Source organism: Porphyromonas sp. COT-108 OH1349, assembly GCF_000768755.1.
Classification (GTDB): Bacteria; Bacteroidota; Bacteroidia; order Bacteroidales; family Porphyromonadaceae; genus Porphyromonas_A; species Porphyromonas_A canoris.
Map to the genome: position 1 here is coordinate 30,763 of NZ_JRAH01000013.1, position 24,443 is coordinate 55,205.

The following is a 24,443-nucleotide window of genomic DNA, read 5'->3' on the forward strand; positions in this document are numbered from 1 at the left end:
GTCTTACCCTAATGATTGCACTCTTCTCTCTTTAGCTCTGTTTTATCTTTTAATGGTAGATTTTGTATGTTGGGTTAAGGGTTGTTCATTTCTGTTCTCGGTTGTCTCTTTTTCTTTGATAGATGCTCTTTTATCTTGAACTAATGATTGCGCTCTTCTCCCTTTAGCTCTGTTTTACCTTTTCATGATAGATTCTGTGTGTTGGGTTAAGGGCTGTCCGCTTCTGTTCTCGGTTGTTTTTCTCCTTTGATTAGATGTTCTATTGTCTTGGACTAATGATTACGCTCTTCTCCCTTTAGCTCTGTTTTATCTTTTGATGGTAGATTTTGTGTGTTGGGTTAAGGGTTGTCCGCTTCTGTTTTCGGTTGTCTCTTTTCCTTTGATAGATGCTCTTTTGTCTTGGACTAATGATTACGCTCTTCTCTCTTTAGCTCTGTTTTGCCTTTCAATGGTAGATTTTGTATGTTGGGTTAAGGGTTGTCTGCTTCTTTTCTCGGTTCTCTCTTGTCTTTATAGTAGTGTTCTCTTTTTTGTTCGATTGCGAAATGCCTATTCTTATTTTCAGTTGTTTCCTATGCTTTAACGGCAGAATTTTTATAAATATGGGAGAACGCGAGTCTGTTCTATGCGTGTCGGAGGATATATAAAAAAGAGGAACGGCGGTAAGTGAAACCACTTACCGCCGTTCGTTTTATTTACTTAGTCGGGATCGAAGAAGTATTAGTTCTTCACCTCAACTCTTCTTGCCTTGATAGAAAGAGCGTCCTTGCCAGTAAGAACAGGGTCTTTACCTTGACCTGCAGTAGTGATACGAGATACATCTACACCTTGTTTAGCAAGATATGATTTAAGGGCTTCTGCACGGTTGATAGCAAGTTTGTTGTTAAGAGCTTCAGTACCTGTGTGGTCGCAGAAACCTGTGATAACAAATTCTACAGTTGGGTTTTCCTTCAATGTAGATACGATTGTTGCCAATTCGTTCTTGTACTTTCTAACATCGATTCTGTGTGAACCTCTGTTGAAGTGTACTGTTGGAAGGTCAAACTTAACTGCTGCAAGAGCTGCCAAACGAGCTTCTTCTTCTGCCTTTCTGCGAGCAGCTTCTTCTTCAGCTCTCTTACGAGCAGCTGCTTCAGCTTCTGCCTTTTCGCGAGCCAAACGTTCAGCTTCTGCTTTTTCGCGAGCGATGCGCTCAGCTTCAAGACGTTCGTTCACTCTGTCTGTAGCCATCTTCTTGATAGCTGAACCAACAGGAGCGTAAAGGATATTGTCTTCCTTGTTTGTGTTACCGATCTTGTAAACAACGCCAAGAGCCACTTGACCTACAACACCATAACGAAGCTTGGTACCTGTATTGTCGATACCGTCGAAGTTGTTGTTGTTTTGGATCCAAGCAGTACCTGCCTTAAGCATTACGTCTACATGCTTGCTTGCGCGAACACGGAAGTCAAGATCTCCACCAAGAGCTAGAGTGAGGTCGTTCTTGAGATCCGAAGTGTTGAACTTCGCATTGTCGCTAACCTTGTGAAGTGTAGGAGAAAACTTGTAAGCATAAACAGCAGGGCTTAGGATAAGAGCCACCTTGCGGTTTGCACCAGGGGCGAATAGAGGAGCCACGTTGAAGTCAAAGTGCAAACCTCCACCCATGTGTACGATCTTAGAATAAACATCCTTGAAAAGCATAGACTCAGCAGGAGCTTTGCTCATATCGCCATAGAATGTCTGACCGTTAGGCATTACTCTGTATTGCATTTCCTCTTTCTTTGCGCCTGCAGGAGCGTTTCCGTACTGACCTGTAAGGCTAAGACCGAAGAATGGATTGAATTGGTAACCCAATTGCAAGCCCCCCATGTAACCAAAGTGGATTTTGTCATGAGCAAGTGTTGCCATATCTCCACCTTGAGTAAATGGTAAACCACCATAGATACCTATACTCCAGTTAGAGTAGTTTTGCTTAATCTCTTTTTTAATCTTTAGAGCTTCTTCCTTAATAAGTTCTTCTTTTGTCTGTGCTTGAGCACCTACTGCTAAAAACAACGGAAGAGCAAGATAAAGTCCAATCTTTCTCATTACTTTGTGATGTTAAAAAGTTATTGTTTATTTACTACCTTCTTATCTATTTTTAGGCGATAATATATTCTGTATTTTCCCAATAGATATAGGCAAAATCATTGTCCATCTTGGTTTTGAAAATGCTATACCTTGACGCAAAGATAATAATTACTTCTTAAACTCAGTCTAATGTTATAAAAATAATGCTTTTAGCCTGTTCCTTTTTGTCTTTTTGGTGCTATTTCAAAGGTGTTTGAGGGTGTTCCGGAGTCTTTTTGTCGCTCCGTTCTTTCGGACTGTCGCTTTGTCTGCTCTTGGAGAAACTTTTCGGTGGAGATACTCTCCTATTTACATATTGGTATTCGGAGTGTTAAAGATTGTTTGCTTGTAATCTCTGCTCAATATAGAAATCATTTGTAACGTTTTTACTAATAGTATTTTGGGGTGGTTTATTTTATTTTGGGCGTCCCCTTTTGTCATGTTAAATAATGATTTTTGGAGCGGAATTGTTTGATTCTTTTGCAGTTAAAAGGTATATTTGTCGAAAAAGTAGTGCTTTTGAAGTCGGTTAAAGTAAGGACATGGCTTGGAATGGCTCTGCTTTCGTGATTATAAATAGATGGTTTAACAGCACAAATTTGTATGCGACATTTGAATTACCGATGTCTCCTTACAGCCGTGGCATGGCTTTCATTCCATGGACTTGTTTCGGCTCAAGCGCCACCGGGAGGAAATAAGGTTAATCAGGATCCGATAAAATCTATCGAGACTGCCATTCAAAAGCAGATGGGAAAAGATTCTCTCGCAATGGCAGATAACCTTAAAACTAAAGACATTAGAAGAACAAAAGAGCTCAATAAAGCCATAGAGGAATCTATCGCGATGGAGCTTGAAAGAGAACGACTCGATTTTCCCGCAATAGATATTTACGGTGAAAATTCTTGGCACTCGAAGTCTGTAAATCCAATAATCGGAACGGCCATTACGGCAATTCCCGATACGTACGACATAGATTGTACCCAATTCACTTCTCCTTTAGGAAACGAAAGTATGCGTGTAACTTCACGCTACGGATATCGTAAAAGATACCGCCGTATGCATTACGGAATAGATATTGGTCTCAGTATTGGAGACTCTGTTCGTGTTGCATTCGATGGAAAGGTTCGCATGGTGAACTATGAAAGGAAAGGATACGGACACTACGTTGTGGTAAGACACCCTAATGGCTTGGAAACTGTATATGGACACCTTTCTCGTGCCATTGTAACGGAAGATCAAGTGGTGAAAGCAGGAGATGTGATAGCTCTTGGAGGCAATACCGGAAGAAGTTCAGGTCCTCACTTGCACTTTGAAACACGTTTCATGGGTATTCCTATCAATCCGGAGCTTATCATAGACTTCTCAACGGGAATCCCTCATAGTGATGTCTTTACTTTTGTAAAAGGAAGACATAAAGCGGGAGGTAATGCTTTGGCTTCATCTCGAAAGTCTTCGGCATCCTCTACAAGCAAGAATATTGTCGTACACCGAGTGAGAAACGGAGATACTTTATCCGAGATAGCCTCCAGGTACGGCACGTCAGTAAATAAAATTTGTAGGCTTAACGGTATAACGCCAAAAACAACTCTCAAGATTGGTAGAGCGTTGCGTATTACGGCGTAAGTACCTGTTTGAAGCGACATTTGTTATATATAGAGCAATACCATTTAAGTTAACAAGGTTGAGTCTTTACTGAAAAGATTTCTACCTGAAAAGAAGAGCTACGGTTGCAATCTCTAAGATTGCTTAGCTGTAGCTCTTTTTGTGAAGAATAGAGCTATGGCAAAGTATGTTTCGGAAGAGAAAGGATATCAACCACTTCCGCCATTGATCCTTGTCGGATTTATGGCAGTAGGCAAGAGTACATTGGGTCGGGTCTTAGCAGAAAAGCTCTCTTACCGATTTATGGATACGGATCTTCTTTTGGAGAATCGCTTTCGGACAACCATTTCAGACCTCATAACCTCCCATGGAGAAACTTATTTCAGAGAGAGAGAATACGCCATCGTGCAGGAAGTGATGGCGCATGAGTGTTCTGTGATAGCGACCGGGGGGGGGGCTCCCTGCTATAAGGACTGCATGAAACAGCTATTGGACAGCGGGGTGGTGGTTTATCTGGAGTGTCCTTTGGATATTCTTTCTGCCCGTCTGTACCGTTATCGCCACACCCGACCCGCGGTGGCACTCAAAACTGCCGAGGAGATCTCTCTGTTTGTGAAAGAAAAACTTGCACTTCGAGAGCCTGTCTATCTTCGGGCAAAGTATCGGGTGGATGTCGGCAAGCTGGAAACGGCAGAAGAGGTTCAGGAATGTGCCGAGCAGATATTGGAGTTGTATCACCGGGAGATTGCGAATAGAGAGTAGATGGCTTCCGTAAAGCATATTCTAAAGATTGCATCCCCCGTATTTGTATCCCTTATTGCGCAAAACATTGTAGGGATCACCGACACCGCATTTATGGGTCGAATAGGCGAAGTAGCTATGGGTGGATCTGCCATGGCAGTCATGGCATATTACTGCGTATTCACTTTAGGCTTCGGACTTGGAGCCGGAACACAGATTTTGGTATCCAAGCGATTCGGAGAAGGTCGGCGGGACGAGATAGGAAGAGTATTCGGACAAAGCTCCCTTTTGCTTCTTATTGCTGCTCAGCTTTCCTTCTTTATCTGTTACATCTTTGGGGAGTCCATGTTTTATGCGCTCCTTAAAAGTCCGGACGTTGCAGACGTTGCCACCGAATATTGGCAGTGGCGCATTTGGGGCTTTGTCCTTGCTTTTCAGTCCACCACCTATCGTGCATTTTACATAGGTATAGGGAAAACGAAAGTGCTTACCTATAATGCCTTCATCATGGCAGTGGTAAACATTGTGCTCGATTACGTCCTTATCTTCGGACACTTTGGTGCTCCGGCATTGGGTGTAAAGGGGGCTGCTTTGGCAAGTGTCATCGCTGAGGGCTCATCTCTGCTGTTTTACTATTTCTATTCAAGGCTGAGCGGTCATACGGGGGAGTATTCTCTCCACTACACCGCCATACGTCTGAATATAAAGCTGATCCGGCAGATTTTCAGACTATCCTTTTATCTCATGTTGCAAGGACTCGTCAGCCTCATGGTCTGGGCGGTTTTCTTCATCTTCATAGAGAAGTTGGGAGAGCGAGCACTGGCTGTCGCGGCTGTCGCAAGGAGTATCTACATCTTCCTGTATATACCGATAAGTTCATATTCTACCGCTGTCCACACCATCGTGGGGCAGACCATCGGACGGAAAGAGGAGGATAAAGTTCCGGGTCAGGTCTTCAAGATTGCAAGGCTTTCCCTGCTTACGATGAGTGTGTTTGTCGTCATCATCAATCTTTTTCCGCATATCGTCACGGAGATCTTTACGGACGATCTCTCTCTTATCGCCGATGCCGTCCCGACCCTAAGAGTGATTACCATAGCTTTGCTTGGCAGTTCCGTTGCCAATATGTTCTTTGCTGCAGTCTCCGCTACGGGTGCAACCAAGAAGGCGATGCAGATAGAGATGGCTACCATCCTTATCTATCTCGGAATGGCTTGGGTATTGACTTACTACTTGAATGCTCCGGTTCACTGGTGCTTTACCGTCGAGGTGGTGTACTATATTATAATAGGAGTCTTCAGTTCACTTTTCATTATACGGGAGAGGTGGCGACACCCCAAATGGCGAATGTTCCTCGAATAGCATTTGTCTGCTTTCATAGAATTTCTTATCCCGAAACTTTTTTGTATATTTGTAATGAGGGGATGTGGAGAACACTTCTCAGATGAGAAAGTAATGTTATTAACTAACTTAAATACGACGTTAGCATGAAAGGCAATGGTGGAATGAAATTCCTTATCGGTTTTGCAATTGGAGCAGCAGTAGGTGCTGCCGCTGCATATTTTTCTGATGAAAAGAAACGTAATGACTTTATAGATGATGTATCCGACTTTTCAGACTCTGTAAAGAGCGGAGTGAAGGATGCTTACTACGGAGCTCGCATAAGAGGAAGAAAGGCTTCTCGTGATCTTCAACGCTACTTGGCAGATGTGAAGGACTCTGCGGAAGGGATGTATGAAGAGGTAAAGGACAAGGCTCTCCGTGCTATGAAGTCTTAACTTCCGGCATATACCGAAGATATTTTCAGATCCGGCAAATTTCGGATCGTCGGGTAGGTCTTCAATGATCTGCGTTATGTGTGGCTTTGAGATGAGGTGTGGTCATCGTGTCGTTGCGGAGAGCGTGCGAGCTCTACGCTCGTCTTGGTGGGGCAGATCTTCTCAAAGCCATATTTTTTTAGGTCTGTACTTTCCGGGGGATAGGGGCAGGTCTTCAGTTATAAATTTGTCGAGTTATAAAGAAATGCAAAAAACATTCTTACAGATCATAGAGGAAACAAAAGAGGACTTCTTGGCTCTGATCTTTTCTCGCATAGAGCTTATGAAGCTGTCGGCTGTGGAGAAAGGAGTGCCTGTGGGTGTCATTGCCGTTTACGCCACTATCGTGCTCACACTTCTCCTTGTGTCCACCACGCTTTATCTGGCTGCGGCCTCTTTTGCACTGAGTCTGCTCTTCACGGAGCTTTATGCCGAGCTGCTCAAAGCACTTTCTCTTGGCTTCACCATCTCAGGTACGATATTCCTCATACCGGCTCTTTACATGGCTTTTCGGTGGAGACACTACACGGATAGATATTCCGAGAAGTATATCCATGTCGTTCTGGATCATTTGGATGAGCAGAATGCCCAAGATGCCATCAAGGATGCCATAGAGGAGAAAGGAGGTAAGGCATGAACCGTAGCCGTCCGATACAAGTCTCTTCCGCAGAAAGGCTGCGAATCAAAAGAGGATTTTACAAGAATGAAATTCGTTCTGCCGAGATGCGTCTCCAGAATAATATAGGCTATCTTTCCCAAAACATTGGATGGATGCTCTTTGAAGAGCTCAAAGGAGTAGTAGCCGAGAGAGTCCCGGGAGGTGGCAAGCTGCTCGGCTTCCTTGGATTGTTCGACCGTTCGAGAGAGAAAACCAGCATACGGACCATAGATCCCGATGCCCGGCAAGAGGAGCAGCAACAACCCTCTGCACTCTCTTCGCTTCTTTCCGGAGTGGTCAGCAGCCCGATGCTAAGTGCTATCCTTCCTCTGGCAGCCGGTTACATACAGGGTCGGGCTTTCAATCTGGGATTGAAAGCCGTACGCAAAATTCTTTCTCTTCCTTTTGGTCGCAAAAAGAAGTAGTTCAAGCAGATATTGGAGACCATAGAGGGAGTATGGATTGGAAAAATATTCATATATTTGTATTGCCTTAGACGAGAGACCCCAAAGGGGGTCTCCGTTATTGTAATGCAGATATATGAGGTTTTAATAGATTTTTTTACATTCAAAAAATACGATAACTGAAAATGATTAAAGTAGGTATTAACGGTTTTGGCCGTATCGGACGTTTCGTTTTCCGTGCTGCTCAAAAAAGAACAGACATTCAAGTTGTAGCCATCAATGACCTTATGCCGGTAGATTACTTGGCATATATGTTGAAATACGACACTATGCACGGAACATTTGAAGGAACAATAGACTTCAACATGGATAAGAACATTCTTATCGTGAATGGTAAGGAGGTTCGCATAACAGCGGAACGCGATCCTAAAGACCTTAGATGGGCAGAAGTGGGAGCAGATTATGTAGTAGAATCTACCGGTCTTTTCCTAAGCAAAGATAAGGCACAAGGACACATTGATGCAGGTGCAAAGTATGTAGTGATGTCGGCTCCTTCAAAGGACGATACTCCTATGTTCGTTTGCGGAGTAAATCATAAAGAGTATGTGAAAGGTACTCAGTTTGTATCCAATGCTTCTTGTACAACCAACTGTTTGGCTCCGGTGGCAAAGGTTCTCAACGATAAGTTTGGTATCGTAGATGGTCTCATGACCACAGTACACTCTGTTACTGCAACACAAAAGACCGTTGATGGTCCGTCTCTAAAGGACTGGCGTGGTGGTCGTGCTGCTACCGGCAACATCATCCCATCATCTACAGGAGCTGCAAAGGCAGTAGGTAAGGTAATCCCTGCACTCAATGGTAAGCTTACCGGAATGTCTTTCCGTGTACCTACACTCGATGTTTCCGTAGTGGATCTTACTGTAAACCTCGCAAAACCTGCGAAGTACGATGAGATCTGCAAGGCTATGAAAGAGGCTTCTGAGGGCGAACTCAAGGGCATCCTTGGCTATACAGACGAAGAAGTGGTATCTTCAGACTTCCTTGGAGACGTTCGCAGCTCTATCTTCGATGCTAAAGCGGGTATCGCTCTAACAGATACATTCGTTAAGATTGTTTCCTGGTACGATAACGAGATCGGTTATTCTAACAGAGTGCTCGACCTTATCGCACACATGGCAACAGTAAACGCAAAATAAAAAGATGTCGAGACGACATTGATGCTTTGATTTTAATCATAAATTAGAGAAGGGGCTGTGCCGGCATTTGTTTGGCATAGCCCCTTTTCGCATACATTAAAATGCGTAGAGTTCAAGGCGATAGGGGTGAGGCTCGACAGAGCATACCGGAGTACCTGACCGATGCCGAATATCGCAAGCAACGCAGTGATCTGTACCTTATAATACTCTATGTTTTTCTCTCTATTCATCATGACACCCCTTCCGGATGCTCTCCAAAGTGTCGCCGGTGCATTTGAGCCAGAAGCGCTTCCTTATGGTCTGCTTCTCTTTTCTTTTTCTTCCCCGAAAGGTGTCGGATTCATGGGATAAAAATGTTATTCTCTCGGCTCCGACAGCCCTTGTTTTTGACCCGTTTTTTGGGGATGTTTTATATAAAAACAGAGCGGTAAGATTCTCTCTCCATGCCGATGATTTTCTCTTCTGTTTTGTGTCATTTCAAATCCGTGAGTCTTTAATTCGTTTGTTATCAGACGAGTATGAGAAATCGCGAATTTGGAGAAAATTTTTTCTCAGTCCGTTTCATCGGGCTTTTTCACGTTAATAGGAGTGAATTTTAACACTTATCTCTGTGAACGTTTCCTAATAAAGAAATTCGCCTTTTCAGCTGCATTTGGGGGTAAAAATGTGTAGATAGTTGATTATTAGTGTTTTAATGGTTTTGGCTAAACACTTTAATTGAATTCGGTAAACGTATTAAATGAAATCGGTAAACGTGTTCATTGAAAAATTAAACACGTTAAGCCGAAAGAATATGCTCGTTTAGCGTTTTGGATGAACAAGGCAAAATCTCTCCCGATACATTTTTGTCGGTTCTCTTTTTCTTGTATAAGATGTTTTGTTGATGGGCTTTTCCGTTATGGAAATATATAAATAATACTTGATTATAGTTAGATAAACCATTTTCTTCTCCGTTTTGGGGCAAAATGATATACTCAATAATGGTTAGATCTGCCTATATATCAAATATTTGTTGTATTTTTAGAGAGAAAAAGAGAAAAGTATAACGAATAAATCTTATATAATAAATGAACTTTGACATAGCAATAATTGGTGGTGGTCCTGCCGGTTACAATGCCGCTGCAAAGGCTTCCGCCGGAGGTCTTAAGACCGTACTCTTTGAGAAGAGTGAGCTTGGAGGCGTTTGCCTCAACGAGGGTTGCATCCCGACCAAAACACTTCTCTACTCTGCAAAGACACTGGAGAGCGCAAAGTCTGCTCTCAAGTACGGCATCAAGATAGACGGGGAAATCTCTTTCGATTATAAGCGAATCATCGCTCGCAAAAACAAGGTCGTCAAGAAGCTTACAGCCGGTGTGGCGTTCAAGATGAGCTCTTCGGGCGTCGAGGTCGTAAAGGAGTTGGCAACCATTGCAGGGGAGTCGGGCGATGAGTTTATCATCAAGAGCGAAAGCGGACAGGAGTATCACGCAAAGTATCTGTTGCTTTGTACGGGTTCGGACACCTTTATCCCTCCCATTCCGGGCTTGGATGGCGTGGAGTATTGGACCAGCAGAGAGGCGCTCGAATCCAAAGAACAGCCTCGTTCTATCGTGATCATCGGTGGCGGTGTCATCGGTATGGAGTTCGCTTCATTCTTCAACAGCATGGGTTCTGAAGTGTCTGTAGTGGAGATGATGCCGGAGATACTTGGAGCGATGGACAAGGAGACTTCGGCAATGTTGCGCGATGAGTATGCCAAGAGAGGCGTTAATTTCCACTTGAATACGAAAGTTGTCGAAGTGTTTGACGGAGGTGTCAAAGTAGAAAAAGATGGAGAGACTTTCACCATAGAGGGAGAAAAGATCCTTGTAAGCGTGGGACGTAAGGCACGTTTGCAGGGCTTCGGCCTCGAAAATATATCGGTGGAGACCAACCGTGGCGGTGTTGCCGTGAACGAGTATATGCAGACCTCTCATCCGAGAGTGTATGCCGCCGGAGATGTTACAGGCTTCTCTCTGTTGGCACACACTGCCATACGCGAGGGAGAAGTGGCAATAGGACATATCCTTGGAGAGAATGTTCCGATGTCCTACAAGGCTATTCCGGGCGTTGTATATACCAATCCCGAAATCGTCGGAGTGGGCAAGACCGAAGAGGAGCTTCGTGAGAGCGGAACCTATTTCCGTGTATTGAAGCTGCCTATGGCTTATTCCGGTCGCTTTGTGGCAGAAAACGAGACCGGAAACGGACTTTGCAAGGTGTTGGTAGACGAGAATGAGACCATACTCGGATGCCATATGCTTGGTAACCCGGCATCGGAAATCATCTTCGGTATGGGCATTGCCATCGAAAACGGAGAGACTCTCTCTTCTCTCGGAAAGCATGTCTATCCGCACCCGACCGTTGCCGAGATTATCCACGAAGTGCTGCACGACTAAGATAAGAGGAGTCAGATCGCACACGGATGCCTCACAAGTTTTCCCGTTTTCAGTTTGCACTGCTGCGCGGATCAGAGCCGTCGCTCATTCTTGCTCTGGAAGAGTGGTTGGTGAAGCATTCGGAGATTAACATCATACTTCTTTGGCAGACTCACCCTTCTGTTGTGCTCGGAAAGTATCAGAGCGTAGAGAGGGAGACTCGAAAGGCTATCCTCGACAGCCGAGGGGTGAGTCTGTACAGAAGATTTACGGGAGGTGGAGCGGTTTTTACCGACGAAGGCAATGTGAACATCAGCGTTATAGGGTCGTGCGAGACCTTTACCTTTGATGACGCGGTGCTCCTTCAGCTCTCTTTTTTGCACCGTCTCGGCGTGGATGCCAAGGCAGATAACAGAAGAAGTCTGTTTATCGAAGACCGTAAAATATCGGGCTCGGCGCAGGCTGTATATAAGCAGAGGCAGATTTTTCATGCTACTCTTCTGGTCGAGACAGACCTTTGCAAGCTGGAAGAGATGCTTCGCCCTGAAAACTCAAGCACGGAAAGCGATCCGCACCCAAGTGTCCGGAGTCATCGCTCTCCCGTCACAAATATCTATACCAACTCCGGAAAAAGCTATACGATAACGGAGGTTGAAACACAATACCGGGTGTTCTTGTCGGATCTTGGCTGTAAAGAGACAGACCTGAGCACTCTGCTAAAAAAATCCGACCTGCTGGCACTCGAAAGAGAAAAGTATCAAGACCGCTCTTGGGTCATGTTCGGGACAAAAGATCAAAGCAGAACCAAAAACAGATAAGCAAATTATATTAACACTCAAAACTCAATTTATTATGTCTCTATTTGATATAAAAATGCCCAAGTTGGGCGAAAGTATCACAGAGGGTACTATTCTCACTTGGAATGTGAAAGTGGGCGACACCGTGGAGGAAGACGATATCCTCTTTGAGGTGAACACTGCAAAAGTAAGTGCCGAAATCCCTTCTCCCGTAGCCGGAGTAGTAAAAGAAATTCTTCATATAGAGGGCGATACCGTGGCAGTAGGTAATATCGTGGCACGTATAGACCTTTCGGGCGAAGCCGTAGTAGGAGAAGAGAGCAAAGCTGCCGCTCCTGCAGAAGAGGCAAAGTCCGCATCTTCTCAGCCCGAAAGCCCGAAAGCCGAAAAGCCTGCCAAGAAGAGCGGAGATCGTTGGTACTCTCCCGTTGTGCTTCAAAAGGCAAAAGAGGGTAAGGTATCTGCCGAAGAGCTGGACGCTATTCAGGGAACAGGATTCGAAGGCAGAGTGTCCAAGCATGATATCATTGCCTTCATAGAGAAGAAGAAAGGCGCACCGGCTCCTTCTTTTACCAAGCCTGCAACTCCTGCCGCACCTGTTGCCGCCGCACCGCAAAAGGCAGCACCATCTGTTCCGGTAGTGGCAGGCCCGGAAGATACCGTTATCCCTATGGATCCTGTACGTCGTATCATTGCGGACAGAATGACCGAATCCAAGCACATATCTCCGCACGTTACCAACGTTATAGAGGTCGATGTTACCAATCTGGTGCGTTGGAGAGACAGGGAGAAAGAGGCATTCAAGAAGAGAGAAGGTATCAGCCTTACATTTATGGCACCTATACTCGAAGCTACAGCCAAGGCTTTGAAAGACTATCCACGTGTCAACTCTTCCGTGGATGGCTATAACATCATCGAGCGTAAGTCTATCAACATCGGTATGGCGGTATCTCTTCCGGACGGAAATCTTATCGTACCGGTGATTAAGAACGCAGACCGCATGAGCATTCCGGGCTTGGCGAACGAAGTATCTGCTTTGGCAAACAAAGCGAGAGCCAATAAGCTCGGAATGGATGAGATTCAAGGTGGAACATTTACCATTTCCAACTTCGGATCTTTCAAGAGTCTCTTCGGAACGCCAATCATTAACCAGCCTGAGGTAGCCATACTCGGCGTGGGAACGATAGAGAAGAAACCTTCCATTTTGGAGACTCCGGACGGACCGGTAATGGCAATCAGAGACAAGATGTACCTTGCTCTCTCTTACGATCATAGAGTAATAGACGGTATGCTCGGAGGTAATTTCCTTTACCGCATAGGGCAATACCTTGAAGAGTGGAACGCATAACAGATCATAACCATGAAGAAATATTTTACTATAACCAATACTGATAAAGAGCTTCTAAAGAAGTGGTATCACCTCCTGATGCTGGGTCGCGCTTTGGACGATAAGGCTCCAAGCTACCTTTTGCAGTCGCTCGGCTGGTCTTACCATGCGCCTTACGCCGGACACGATGGCATTCAACTTGCCATGGGACAAGTATTCGACAAAGAGAAGGACTTCTTTTTCCCCTATTACCGAGATATGCTCTCCGCTCTCTCCGCAGGTATGACAGCGGAAGAGATTATCCTGAACGGGATTTCCAAGGCTACGGATCCGAGCAGCGGCGGAAGGCATATGTCCAACCACTTTGCCAAGCCGGAATGGAACATCCAAAACACTTCTTCTGCCGTTGCAAACCATGACCTTCATGCCGTAGGTGTGGCAAGAGCGATGAAGTACTACGGACAGAAAGGTGTGGCATTCACTTCTCATGGTGACTCTTCCACTTCCGAAGGTTACGTTTATGAGGCTATCAACGGAGCTTCAAGGGAGCAACTCCCGGTCGTATTCGTTATTCAGGACAACGGCTATGGCATATCTGTTCCGAAGAAAGATCAGACTGCCAACAGAAAAGTAGCGGATAACTTCACCGGCATGAAGCACCTTCGCATCATTCACTGCAACGGTAAAGACATCTTCGATTCCATGAATGCCATGACAGAGGCAAAGAATCATGCACTCGAAACAAGCTGTCCGGTGATTGTGCAAGCCAACTGTGTACGAATCGGTGCACACTCTAACTCTGACAAGCATACACTATACCGCGATGAAGATGAGCTTGAATACGTAAAGGCGGCAGACCCTATACAGAAGTTCAGACGCATGCTCCTTAGATATAAGAGAGTGTCCGAAGAGGAGCTGTTGGAGATTGAAGAGCAGGTCAAAAAGGATGTAAAAGAAGCCAACAAAAAGGCTCTCCGTGCTCCCGATCCCGATCCGGCATCCATCCATGACTTTGTACTGCCTCCTGCATACGAGTCCACAAAATACCCCGAAGGTCTTCACAACAGCACGGAAGGCGAGCCGATCAACCTTGTTACCGCGCTCAATCAAACCCTTAAAGCAGAGTTCCGCCACAATCCGGACACGTTCCTTTTCGGACAGGATATGGCTAATAAAGACAAGGGAGGCGTATTCAACGTATCCAAGGGTATGCAGCAGGAGTTTGGTGAAGAGCGTGTATTCAATGCTCCCATTTGCGAAGACTTTATCGTCGGAACAGCTAACGGCATGAGCCGTTTCCGTAAAGACATCCGTGTGGTTATCGAAGGAGCAGAGTTTGCAGACTATTTCTGGCCTGCGATGGAGCAGTTTGTGGACACCACTCACGACTATTGGAGAAGCAACGGAAAGTTCTCCCCGAATGTTACCATACGCCTTGCCTCCGGCGGATATATCGGTGGAGGTATCTACCACTCCCAGAACATCGAAGGTGCTCTATCCACTCTTCCGGGAACGCGAATCGTTTATCCGACATTTGCGGACGATGCTGCCGGACTTTTGCGTACCTCCATGCGCTCCGAAGGGTTGACTGTCTTCATGGAGCCTAAAGCGCAGTACAACTCTGTCGAAGCACAGGCACACGTGCCGGAAGACTTTGAAGTGCCGTTCGGTAAAGGGCGTATCCGTCACGAAGGAAAGGATCTCACCATCGTTACTTACGGCAACACTCTTCTTCTCTCTCTGCAAGCAGCCAAGAGACTAAAGGAGGAAGGTGTCGGAACTGTCGAGGTGATAGACCTTCGTTCTCTTGTTCCTTGGGACAAAGAGATGGTTCGCAAGTCCATAGAGAAGACCGGCAAAGTCCTCATCGTACACGAAGACAAGGTCTTCTCAGGCTTTGGAGCTGAGATCGCAGCTACTATTGCATCCGAGATGTTCACGCTGTTGGATGCTCCGGTATCTCGTTTGGGTTCTACGTTTACACCGGTTGGCTTCAACCCTATTTTGGAGAGAGCCGTTTTGCCCAATGCGAATGGCATCTATCGTGAAGCTAAGCGTCTCATTGAATTTTAATACAGAAACAAGTTATGGAAAAGATAGGATTATTTTACGGAAAGAGTGCCAGAAAGACCTCCAAGGTAGCTGAGATATTGGCAGAAAAGATAGGAAAAGACAAGGTAGACCTTGTCCCTGTGGAGACTGCAAGCAAAGAAGACCTCAACCCATACAAGTATCTCATCATGGGAGGTGCTACATGGTTCGATGGCGAACTTCCATCTTACTGGGACGAAATCCTGCCGGACGTGGAGACACTCTCCATGAAAGGAAAAAAGGTGGCTATCTATGGTCTTGGAGATCAGGCGAGCTATCCGGAAAACTTTGTGGACAGCATCGGTCTGCTTGCAAATCTTGTCAAGCATTGCGGTGGTGAGATCGTAGGTTATACCTCTACGGAGGGTTACGAGTACGAGCGTTCGCAAGCAGAAGAAGAGGGTCAGTTCATGGGCTTGGCTCTCGATTTTGAAAACCAGGAAGCTCTCAACGAAAAGCGCATCTCGGACTGGGTGGCTCAGATCCTCAAAGAGTTCGGCATCTGATAGAGACCCCGACAGCGAAGAGACCCTTTGGGACATCGCTTTTGAGCAAGGCTCTCTCCCAAGAAAGCCGTTTACGGAGCTTAGGCGATCTTGCCGATGCTTCACGACATAAAGGCTTATAACAGACACAGACACTGCAACACGAAATGGTTGCGGTGTCTGTCTTTTTTCAGACTGCTTTGCCGATATTGGGGAGACTGAAAACGGCTCTGCCGGAAGAGCCGTTTTTATATATTCCATCCCGAAAAATGCTCACTTTTTTTCGGCTCTCTATTTTGATCGAAGGGGGTGTTTTCAGAGGGGTGTCGAATTTGTTAAATCAGCCCATTTTATTAACACCATTTTTGATACCTGTTAAGCAAAAACGCTAAACGAGCATATTCTTTCGGCTTAACGTGTTTAATTTTTCAGTAAACACGTTTACCGATTTCAATGAACACGTTTACCGGATTCGATTAACGTGTTTAGCCAAAATTATCAAACTGCTAAATATCAACAGATTACCTATTTCCCCAAAAAATGCCCTTGAAAAGGTGAATTTCTTTATTAGGAAATGTTTACAGACAGAGGTGCTAAAATTCACACCAATTAACGCGAAAAAGCCCCATGAAACGGACTGAGAAAAAATTTTTTCCAAATTCGCGATTTCTCATATTTGTCTGTTGTCTAATGGGTTATAAGAATAGAGAAAATTATCCGGACTGAATCAGGCGAAAAAAGGAGGCGATTTAGGGGGCAGACAGACCGACTGTTTTTATATAAAAATTCCCGCAAAATGGATTTGAGAATAGCCTGCTCCGGGAAGAGAGATACTCTTTTCGTCTCTCCTTTGGATAGCTGTACGGAAAACGTTATTTTTGTACCCAAATACAGTAACCTATATCATATCGTTATGGCTATTATACACCAAGAAGTTTCTCGCACGTTTGGCGAATATCTGCTTATCCCCGGATTGACAGAAAAGACCTGTACACCCGACAACGTATCCCTGCGTACTCCTCTTGTGAAATATCGGAAAGAGGATGGAGAGAGCAAGATTAACCTGAACATCCCTTTCGTTTCGGCTATCATGCAGTCTGTCTCCAACGATACGCTTGCCATCGAGTTGGCTCGCAACGGAGGGCTTTCTTTCATCTTCGGTTCCCAACCGATAGAGTCTCAAGCGGAAATGGTGAGAAAGGTAAAGAAGTTTAAGGCAGGATTCGTTACCAGCGACTCCAACCTTACACCCGATCACACCCTGCAAGATGTCTTGAACCTGATAGCCAAAACAGGACACTCCACCATCGGGATCACTCATGACGGTACGCCCAATGGTATCCTCAAAGGTATCGTAACCAGCAGAGATTACAGACTATCGGTGGATCCGAGAGACAAGAAAGTGGCAGACTTCATGACACCATTCTCTCAGCTCACCGTGGGAAAGCTCGGTATCACGCTCTCCGATGCCAATAACATCATCTGGGGACACAAGCTCAATACACTTCCTATAATAGATGACGAGAACAGACTCTGCTACTTCGTCTTCCGCAAAGACTACGATAACCATCATCAAAATCCTAATGAACTCTCCGACAAACAAGATAAAACACTTCTTGTGGGTGCCGGTATCAACACTCGCGACTACCAAGAGAGAGTGCCTGCACTGGTAGAAGCCGGAGTGGATGTGCTGTGTATCGACTCGTCCGACGGCTACTCCGAATGGCAGAAAGAGTGTCTGGAGTGGATCAAGAGCAGATACGATGTGCCGGTAGGTGCCGGAAACATCGTGGATAAAGAGGGTTTCCTCTATCTCGTGGAAGCAGGTGCGGACTTTATCAAGGTCGGTATCGGTGGCGGATCCATCTGTATCACTCGCGAACAAAAGGGTATAGGTATGGGGCAAGCCACTGCCGTGATGAACGTGGCTGAGGCAAGAGACGAATATTTTGCTTCCAAAGGTATCTATGTTCCCATTTGCAGCGACGGCGGTATCGTACACGACTATCACATGACACTTGCTCTTGCAATGGGTGCAGACTTTATGATGATGGGAAGATACTTTGCCCGCTTCGATGAGAGCCCTACCAAAGTGCTCAAGGTGGGTAACAACTTCGTGAAAGAGTACTGGGGAGAGGGTTCCAACAGAGCTAAAAACTGGCAGCGTTATGATGCCGGAGGTGATGAAAATCTAAAGTTTGAAGAGGGCGTGGACAGCTATGTGCCTTATGCCGGTAAGATGAAGAGCAATCTGGATAAGACTCTTGCCAAGATGAAAGCCACGATGTGCAGCTGTGGATCCACTACCATCAAGCACCTTCAACACCATGCCAAGATTACGCTGGTATCTTCTACTTCGATAGTGGAAGGCGGTGCGCACGATGTGATACTGAAAGAGTAAGTGAAACAATTATACAGAGAGCAAAGAGAAAAGATGTTTTCAGGAATAGTAGAAGAGGCAGGACGCATCGTTGATATTGTCCACGAAACAGGTACAGAGAATGTACACCTCACCGTAGCGTGTTCTTTCGTAAACGAACTGAAGATAGACCAGAGCATTGCCCACAACGGCGTTTGCCTTACAGTGGTGGAGCTTACGGATGAGACCTATACGGTAACAGCCATAAGCGAGACACTCAAACGGAGCAATCTGGGTGATCTTCGTCCCGGAGACTTGGTAAACTTGGAGAGATCCATGCTGATGAACGGACGTCTTGACGGACACATCGTACAAGGACACGTAGATACCACCGGGCTTTGCAGTGCAGTGGAAGAGGCAGACGGCAGTACTTATTATACCATAACATACAGCGTACCCAAAGATATGGCTCTTCAAGGCTACATGACGGTAGAGAAGGGTTCGGTGTGCGTCAATGGCGTTTCGCTGACAGTGTGCGACTCCACTCCGAACTCGTTCCGTGTAGCCATCATCCCTTATACCAAGGAGCATACCAACTTCTGCACCCTTGCCGAAGGGCATCGAGTGAATCTGGAGTTCGACATCATCGGAAAGTATTTGGCAAGATTGCGCTCTCTGGAGTAATATCCCCCGACAGTATGAGTAAAGATATTTATACCCTCATTCGGGAACGGAAGAGTCATAGAAAGTATGACCCCGAATTTGAGATCCCCGATGAGGTGCTTGGCAGAATCGTTGAGGCAGGACGGCTTTCACCTTCTGCCTGCAACGGACAGCCGTGGCACTTTGTCGTTGTCAAGGATCGGGAGTTGAGGAAAAGCGTCAGCGACGCACTGCGGACACCTCTCGCTCCGGGTATGAATAAGTTTACCACGGACTGTTCTGCCTTTATCGTTGTGGTACAAGAGCGTACCAACATCGCAGCCGGTATAGGTGCCGTGATCAAGAGTACGGATTACAGCTCTTTCGATATAGGAATAGCCGTGGGCTTTCTCACCTTGGCAGCAGAGCATGAAGGCTTGGGAAGCTGTATCATAGGCTGGTTGGATAAAGGCAAACTAAGGCGTCTGTTGAATGTCCCAAAAGGAAAAGATATTCCCCTTGTAGTGGCTCTGGGGAAAAGTAATGATAAACTCTCACAAAGAAAAAGGAAGCCGGAGCAAGAGGTGATCTCTTGGGACACATATAAGAAGAAGTAAACGGCTTTCGTTGTTTCGGCTAAAAGTAGAAGATTCAATTATTTCTTGTAACTTAATAAGCGGTAAGCAAGAAATAAATATTATCACTAAATGTATTACTATGGCAGTTCCAGAATTTAAGTATCAGGCGATGTTCCCGCTCGGACCTGAGAAAACCGAGTATTATAAACTGACAGATCAGTACGTGCAAGAGGTAGATTTTGAAGGTACAAAGATGCTGAAGGTAGATCCGGAAGCCCTTACACTCTTGGCACAACAGGCTTTCCATGATGTTTCGTTCTTTTTACGCCCGGAGCATCAAGAGAGTGTTGCCTCTATTCTTTCGGATCCGGAGGCTTCGGAGAACGATAAGTTTGTCGCTCTTACATTTCTTCGCAATGCAGAGGTAAGTGCCAAAGGAAAGCTCCCATTCTGTCAAGATACAGGTACAGCCGTGATCCTCGGCAAGAAAGGACAGAATGTCTTTACCGGTGTATGCGATGAGGAGTATCTTTCTCGCGGTGTGTATAATACCTATACCCAAGATAATCTTCGCTATTCCCAAAATGCGCCGTTGGATATGTACAAAGAGGTCAATACCGGATGCAATTTGCCGGCTCAGATAGACCTTATGGCAACGGAAGGCGGAGAGTATAAATTCCTTTGTATAGCCAAGGGTGGCGGTTCTGCTAATAAGACATACCTCTATCAAGAGACCAAGGCTCTTCTCAATCCGGATACGCTTGTGAAGTTTCTTGTAGATAAGATGAAGAGTTTGGGTACAGCTGCTTGTCCTCCTTATCATATAGCTTTCGTGATTGGCGGAACATCGGCAGAAACCAACCTTAAAACCGTCAAGCTGGCAAGTGCAAAGTATTATGACGAGCTTCCGACCAGCGGAAACGAAGGCGGTAGAGCTTTTCGCGACATAGAGTTGGAGAAGACTTTGCTGCAAGAAGCATATAAACTCGGCTTGGGAGCGCAGTTCGGCGGAAAATATTTCGCGCATGATATTCGTGTCATAAGGCTTCCACGTCACGGTGCATCCTGCCCTGTGGGAATGGGTGTAAGCTGTTCGGCAGACCGCAATATCAAGGCAAAGATCAATCGTGAAGGTATTTGGATCGAAAAGTTGGAGACTCATCCGGAACGTCTTATCCCGGCAGAGATGCGCGAAGGACACGAAGGAGAAGTGGTGAAAATAGATTTGAACAGACCGATGGCAGAGATCCTGAAAGAGCTTAGCCGTTATCCGGTCTCCACAAGACTCTCTTTATCGGGTACCATCATCGTGGGTCGGGACATCGCTCATGCGAAGTTGAAAGAGCGCATAGACAGCGGTCAAGGATTGCCCGAATATGTCAAGAACCATCCGATATACTATGCAGGACCGGCAAAGACCCCGAAAGGAATGCCTTCCGGATCTTTCGGACCTACAACGGCAGGGCGTATGGACTCTTATGTGGATCTCTTCCAGAGTCATGGCGGAAGCCTTATCATGATTGCGAAAGGTAACCGTAGCCAACAGGTTACAGATGCTTGTCATAAGTACGGAGGCTTTTATCTCGGCAGTATTGGCGGTCCTGCTGCAATCTTGGCACAGGATAGCATCAAGAAAGTAGAGTGTTTGGAGTATCCGGAATTGGGTATGGAGGCGATCTGGAAGATAGAAGTAGAAGACTTTCCGGCCTTTATTCTCGTGGACGACAAAGGCAACGACTTTTTCAAAGTGATCTCCCAAAAGTGTGAGGGGTGCGCTTTGAAGTAAACCTTATACCTCGTTGAACGATCGCATAGATAGCAGATACCATGATGCCGTCAGGACATTGCTGGAGGAGTTATCGGGCGATGGTTCAAGAGAGATCTCCGTTAAGGATTGGCTGTTGTGCCTGTCCGGTTTTTTGGAGATCGCCACTATCGACAGCGGTCTGACCTTTGAAGGGCATTACGTAAGGCTTGTATACCTTCGTCATGACCCGGTATTTAAGGGCTTTTCACAGCTTTGCAGACGCATCGTGAACAGGTATATCAATTTTTTGAAAAGAGATCCGTCCGAACTTGTTGAAGATACGGAGCGACGTGCATTAGCTGCATTCATAGGGCACTATTGCGGAGAGACAGCTCTCGGAACGGGTTTTATGGATAAGGAAGCGAACTCGCAGGAAGTACCCGATGTACTTCCTTCGGGTTCGCTTCCCTCTTTTTTATATCTGGTAGTAGAAGAGATCGGAGAGACGAGTGTGAATGGCTGGGCGTATGGAGAGAATAAAGGTGTGTGGGAAGAGTATTATCTCACCTTTCTTTACCGTCATACTTACCAGCATGGAGCTTATGACCGTTTGGGCGCACAGGTAGAAAGAGGCAGTGTGATACATCTTTACGACATTCGGGAAACGGCGGAGGGGTTGGTACCACTGTTTATAGTCGTAAGACCGGATATTATTCTGGATGTAACTTCCATAGCCGAATGTTTCGTCTCACACGATTTCTCCGATCCTATGCTCTTCTTGCTTGCAAGGCTCAAACCGCAAAGCCACCCGTGGTATCTGCTTCGGGGAGCTGTGGCGAATAAGTTTCTCGATGATCTTGCGACCTCTTCGGAGAGTGTCTCATTCACTTCTTCTTTTCACGCTGCATTCTGTGCAAATGCGCTCGGATTTGCTTATGCCCGGCTTCCCGTAACATTTGGTGAAGAGGCACAAAGCCAATACGACAACATCCGTAAGAGCATCCGGCTTTTGCGGAAAGAGCAGTTTGAAAGCGTTGCTTTGGAAGCAGAGATTCATGCACCCCTTTTCGGAATGAGGGGACGTATAGATATGCTCTCAAGAGACGGCAGCAGGCTGCTGGAGTTAAAGAGCGGAAAGCCCGGAAGGGGAGGGCATCCCCAACCGCCTCATGCCATTCAGACCATCCTCTATAACCTCATGAGCGAAAAGGCATTCGACTTTCCTCCGGAGCAGAGACAGAGTTACCTTTTGTACGCCACTACAGGCGATCTGTTCCCGATACCGGCTACCCGAAAGAGTGCAATCCTTGCAATGGGACTTCGTAATAAGATGGTCGGCATCCTGCTTCTCGGTTCAAAAGATCAAACAGGCGGGCAAAAACTTTGGGAGATATTGGAGCAATACCTTCGTTTGAATACCGACTCCTCGGAAAATCCTCCCTATGTCCGGGACGAATGCAGAGGTTTGTTGCTTTCCATGGGAGGCAGTCGGGATCCGCTTTTACACGCCTATCAGAGAGCTTATTTCGGTTTTTTGATGCGGGAAGAGATGGCTGCTTACACCAATCAACACAGCAATATGCTTCCCGACGGCACACACACGCCCCCTCACTCGCTTCCGCAGTGGTGGAATGAAAGGGAAGGAGAAGCGTGGACTAACCTTATATTGATGAAGAACAGCTGTACGGATGCCGATCATCCTCTGCTTATCTTCTCGTGGGGCGGCGATAAAGGGACAATGCCGGAGGTTGTACCGGAAGCAGGAGAGCTTCTAAGGCTCTATCCCGTATCTTCCGGAGCGGAGGCTTATCCCTGTTTGCGTTGCAGTGTTGCCGATACTTCGCCGGAAGGATTGACGGTAAGACTGTTGTACGCTCAACCCGATGCCGAACTTCTGCAACTGCGAGAAGGAAACAGCTATCACTTGGAACGCATCGGAGGTCAAAATATCGGAGTGGCGCACCAGTACAGAGCAATAATGGCTTTGGGGCGCACCACCTCACGGCGCAGAGACCTTATCCTTACTCGTGCAGCAGGTTTGGGACGGAGCACGGAGCCGTCTGCCTGTAAAAACGACTTGGACAGAATCGTACAGAAAGCACTTCGGGCAGAAGAGTACTTCCTGCTTGTCGGACCTCCCGGTACGGGAAAGACCTCTCATGCACTGCGGACGATGGTCGAAAGATTGCTTGCCGAAGGTAAACGGATAGTGCTGACAGCCTATACCAACAGAGCGGTGGACGAAATCTGTTTTGCCTTAGAGGAGATACCGCAAGCGGCAGGATACATCAAGGTAGGCAGGGAAAGCATCACACCCCAATCCGTAAAACCGCATCTTCTTTCCGAGCGTACGGCTCACTGCCGATCCCGAAAAGAGATTCTCGATATTACGGAAAGTTGCCCCGTTTTTGTGGGCACGACGCTCTCTCTTCTGGGACACGCTCTGCTGTGGAGCAGGAAACCGTTCGATGTGCTTATCGTCGATGAAGCTGCCCAACTATTGGAACCTCAACTTTTGGGTCTGCTTACCGCCACTGTCGATGAGGATGGAGAGAGAAGAGAAGCGTTCAAAAAGTTCATTCTCATCGGGGATCACAAGCAGCTCCCTGCGGTAGTGGCGCAGGACAATGAAGGGCTTACAAGCATAGATCCACTGCTGAAAGAGCACCGGATGGAGCAGCTCTCTCATTCGCTTTTTCAGAGACTGCTGGAGCATGCCAAGCGCAACAACCATACCCATCTGTACGATGCCTTGACCCTTCAAGGGAGGATGCACCCGAAGATAGAGGCTTATCCCTCATCCGCTTTTTACGACTCTCTGCTGAAACCATTGGGGCTGCCACACCAGCGAGAAGCACTGCTGCCGTTTGCTCTGTCGGAAGAGGAGGAGAGCCTCACCGCCATACTGAAAAGGGAGAGAGTACTCTATCTCGACACCCCAAGAGAACAGCACACGGAACATAAGGAGAACCGGGCAGAGGCGGAGCAGGTCAAAAATCTGGTACAGACGCTTCTTGTCATGGCTCACACGGCAGGTAAGCGCATTGTCCCTACTCATCCCAAAGAGGCTACAGACCGGCTTTTGAGTCTTGGCATCATCACGCCATACCGCCGTCAGATCCTGACCATCAGACAGACGCTTCGTTCGCTTTCGGATGATGCGTTGCTGGTTTCGATGGTAGGTAAAGACTCTTTGCAGTATCTGCTCGATCATCTTGTGATAGATACGGTGGAGCGTTTTCAAGGCTCGCAAAGAGACATCATTCTATACTCTGTCTGCACCAATCAACCGTTTCAGATCTCTTTCCTTTCCGCCTCTTCGTTTCGGGATGAAGCCGGAAAAGAGATAGACCGCAAGCTCAATGTGGCACTCACAAGAGCCAGACATCAGATGATTTTGCTGGGAAACAGAGAGATACTGTCGCTTAGCAGAGGTTACAGCGGATATATCGAAAGAGCGGCGGAGGTACCCCTCGAAGCACTCTCAAAACAGGTGAAAAAGTAGC

At 46.4% G+C, this 24,443-nt stretch carries 19 protein-coding genes; 17 read left to right on the top strand and 2 right to left on the bottom strand.

Translation table 11 applies throughout. The annotated features are described in order from the left end of the window. Nucleotides 1-720: 720 nt before the first annotated feature. Nucleotides 721-2,070: an OmpA family protein gene (locus tag JT26_RS02150; RefSeq protein WP_036791435.1), complete on the bottom strand. Its 1,350-nt coding sequence runs from the start codon at nt 2,068-2,070 to the stop codon at nt 721-723. A gap of 624 nt (nt 2,071-2,694) precedes the next feature. On the opposite strand from JT26_RS02150, the gene JT26_RS02155 reads away from it, so the two are divergent. The 7 genes from JT26_RS02155 to gap all read left to right on the top strand — a co-directional run bounded on the left by JT26_RS02155 (nt 2,695) and on the right by gap (nt 8,512). Continuing rightward, on the top strand, nt 2,695-3,714 hold the full coding sequence (locus tag JT26_RS02155) for a M23 family metallopeptidase (protein WP_036845565.1): 1,020 nt from the start codon (nt 2,695-2,697) through the stop codon (nt 3,712-3,714). Between the two features lie 156 nt (nt 3,715-3,870). Next, nucleotides 3,871-4,455, top strand: a complete 585-nt coding sequence (locus JT26_RS02160) for a shikimate kinase (RefSeq protein ID WP_052110297.1) — start codon at nt 3,871-3,873, stop codon at nt 4,453-4,455. Continuing rightward, on the top strand, nt 4,456-5,796 hold the full coding sequence (locus JT26_RS02165) for an MATE family efflux transporter (RefSeq protein ID WP_036791442.1): 1,341 nt from the start codon (nt 4,456-4,458) through the stop codon (nt 5,794-5,796). It begins immediately after the preceding gene. A gap of 125 nt (nt 5,797-5,921) precedes the next feature. Next, nucleotides 5,922-6,212 carry a YtxH domain-containing protein gene (locus JT26_RS10085; protein ID WP_052079439.1) on the top strand — a complete coding sequence of 97 codons (291 nt, stop codon included), beginning with the start codon at nt 5,922-5,924 and terminating at the stop codon, nt 6,210-6,212. A gap of 244 nt (nt 6,213-6,456) precedes the next feature. Next, nucleotides 6,457-6,888: a phage holin family protein gene (locus JT26_RS02175; protein ID WP_036791445.1), complete on the top strand. Its 432-nt coding sequence runs from the start codon at nt 6,457-6,459 to the stop codon at nt 6,886-6,888. Beyond that, nucleotides 6,885-7,334, top strand: a complete 450-nt coding sequence (locus JT26_RS02180; protein WP_036791447.1) for a hypothetical protein — start codon at nt 6,885-6,887, stop codon at nt 7,332-7,334. Before JT26_RS02175 ends, JT26_RS02180 begins: the two co-directional genes overlap by 4 nt. A gap of 164 nt (nt 7,335-7,498) precedes the next feature. Beyond that, nucleotides 7,499-8,512 (top strand): type I glyceraldehyde-3-phosphate dehydrogenase, encoded by a 1,014-nt coding sequence (gene gap, locus JT26_RS02185; protein ID WP_036791450.1) that lies wholly within the window; start codon nt 7,499-7,501, stop codon nt 8,510-8,512. A 32-nt stretch (nt 8,513-8,544) separates the two neighbouring features. Here gap and JT26_RS10595 read toward each other — a convergent pair whose 3' ends face one another. Continuing rightward, entirely contained in the window at nt 8,545-8,745 is a 201-nt protein-coding gene (locus JT26_RS10595; RefSeq protein WP_036791452.1) for a hypothetical protein, read from the bottom strand. Between the two features lie 834 nt (nt 8,746-9,579). Between JT26_RS10595 and lpdA the strand changes: the two genes are divergently transcribed. The 10 genes from lpdA to JT26_RS02240 all read left to right on the top strand — a co-directional run bounded on the left by lpdA (nt 9,580) and on the right by JT26_RS02240 (nt 24,442). Beyond that, the gene (gene lpdA, locus JT26_RS02190) at nt 9,580-10,932 is read left to right on the top strand and encodes a dihydrolipoyl dehydrogenase (protein ID WP_036845567.1); all 1,353 of its coding nucleotides are present in this window, start codon (nt 9,580-9,582) and stop codon (nt 10,930-10,932) included. A 26-nt stretch (nt 10,933-10,958) separates the two neighbouring features. Continuing rightward, nucleotides 10,959-11,729, top strand: a complete 771-nt coding sequence (locus tag JT26_RS02195; protein WP_052110298.1) for a hypothetical protein — start codon at nt 10,959-10,961, stop codon at nt 11,727-11,729. A 34-nt stretch (nt 11,730-11,763) separates the two neighbouring features. Beyond that, entirely contained in the window at nt 11,764-13,056 is a 1,293-nt protein-coding gene (locus JT26_RS02200) for a dihydrolipoamide acetyltransferase family protein (RefSeq protein WP_036845569.1), read from the top strand. Between the two features lie 12 nt (nt 13,057-13,068). Further along, nucleotides 13,069-15,108 (top strand): thiamine pyrophosphate-dependent enzyme, encoded by a 2,040-nt coding sequence (locus JT26_RS02205; RefSeq protein ID WP_036845571.1) that lies wholly within the window; start codon nt 13,069-13,071, stop codon nt 15,106-15,108. A 14-nt stretch (nt 15,109-15,122) separates the two neighbouring features. After that, entirely contained in the window at nt 15,123-15,632 is a 510-nt protein-coding gene (locus JT26_RS02210) for a flavodoxin (RefSeq protein ID WP_036791463.1), read from the top strand. A gap of 892 nt (nt 15,633-16,524) precedes the next feature. Then, nucleotides 16,525-18,012, top strand: coding sequence for an IMP dehydrogenase (locus JT26_RS02220; RefSeq protein WP_036846294.1), 1,488 nt, complete (start codon nt 16,525-16,527; stop codon nt 18,010-18,012). Nucleotides 18,013-18,045: 33 nt separating this feature from the next. Continuing rightward, nucleotides 18,046-18,654, top strand: a complete 609-nt coding sequence (locus tag JT26_RS02225) for a riboflavin synthase (protein WP_036846297.1) — start codon at nt 18,046-18,048, stop codon at nt 18,652-18,654. A 14-nt stretch (nt 18,655-18,668) separates the two neighbouring features. Beyond that, nucleotides 18,669-19,229 (top strand): nitroreductase family protein, encoded by a 561-nt coding sequence (locus tag JT26_RS02230; protein WP_036845577.1) that lies wholly within the window; start codon nt 18,669-18,671, stop codon nt 19,227-19,229. 100 nt (nt 19,230-19,329) lie between these two features. After that, entirely contained in the window at nt 19,330-20,976 is a 1,647-nt protein-coding gene (locus tag JT26_RS02235) for a fumarate hydratase (RefSeq protein WP_052079437.1), read from the top strand. A gap of 13 nt (nt 20,977-20,989) precedes the next feature. Continuing rightward, nucleotides 20,990-24,442 (top strand): AAA domain-containing protein, encoded by a 3,453-nt coding sequence (locus JT26_RS02240; RefSeq protein WP_036845592.1) that lies wholly within the window; start codon nt 20,990-20,992, stop codon nt 24,440-24,442. The last annotated feature ends 1 nt before the right edge of the window (nt 24,443 follow it).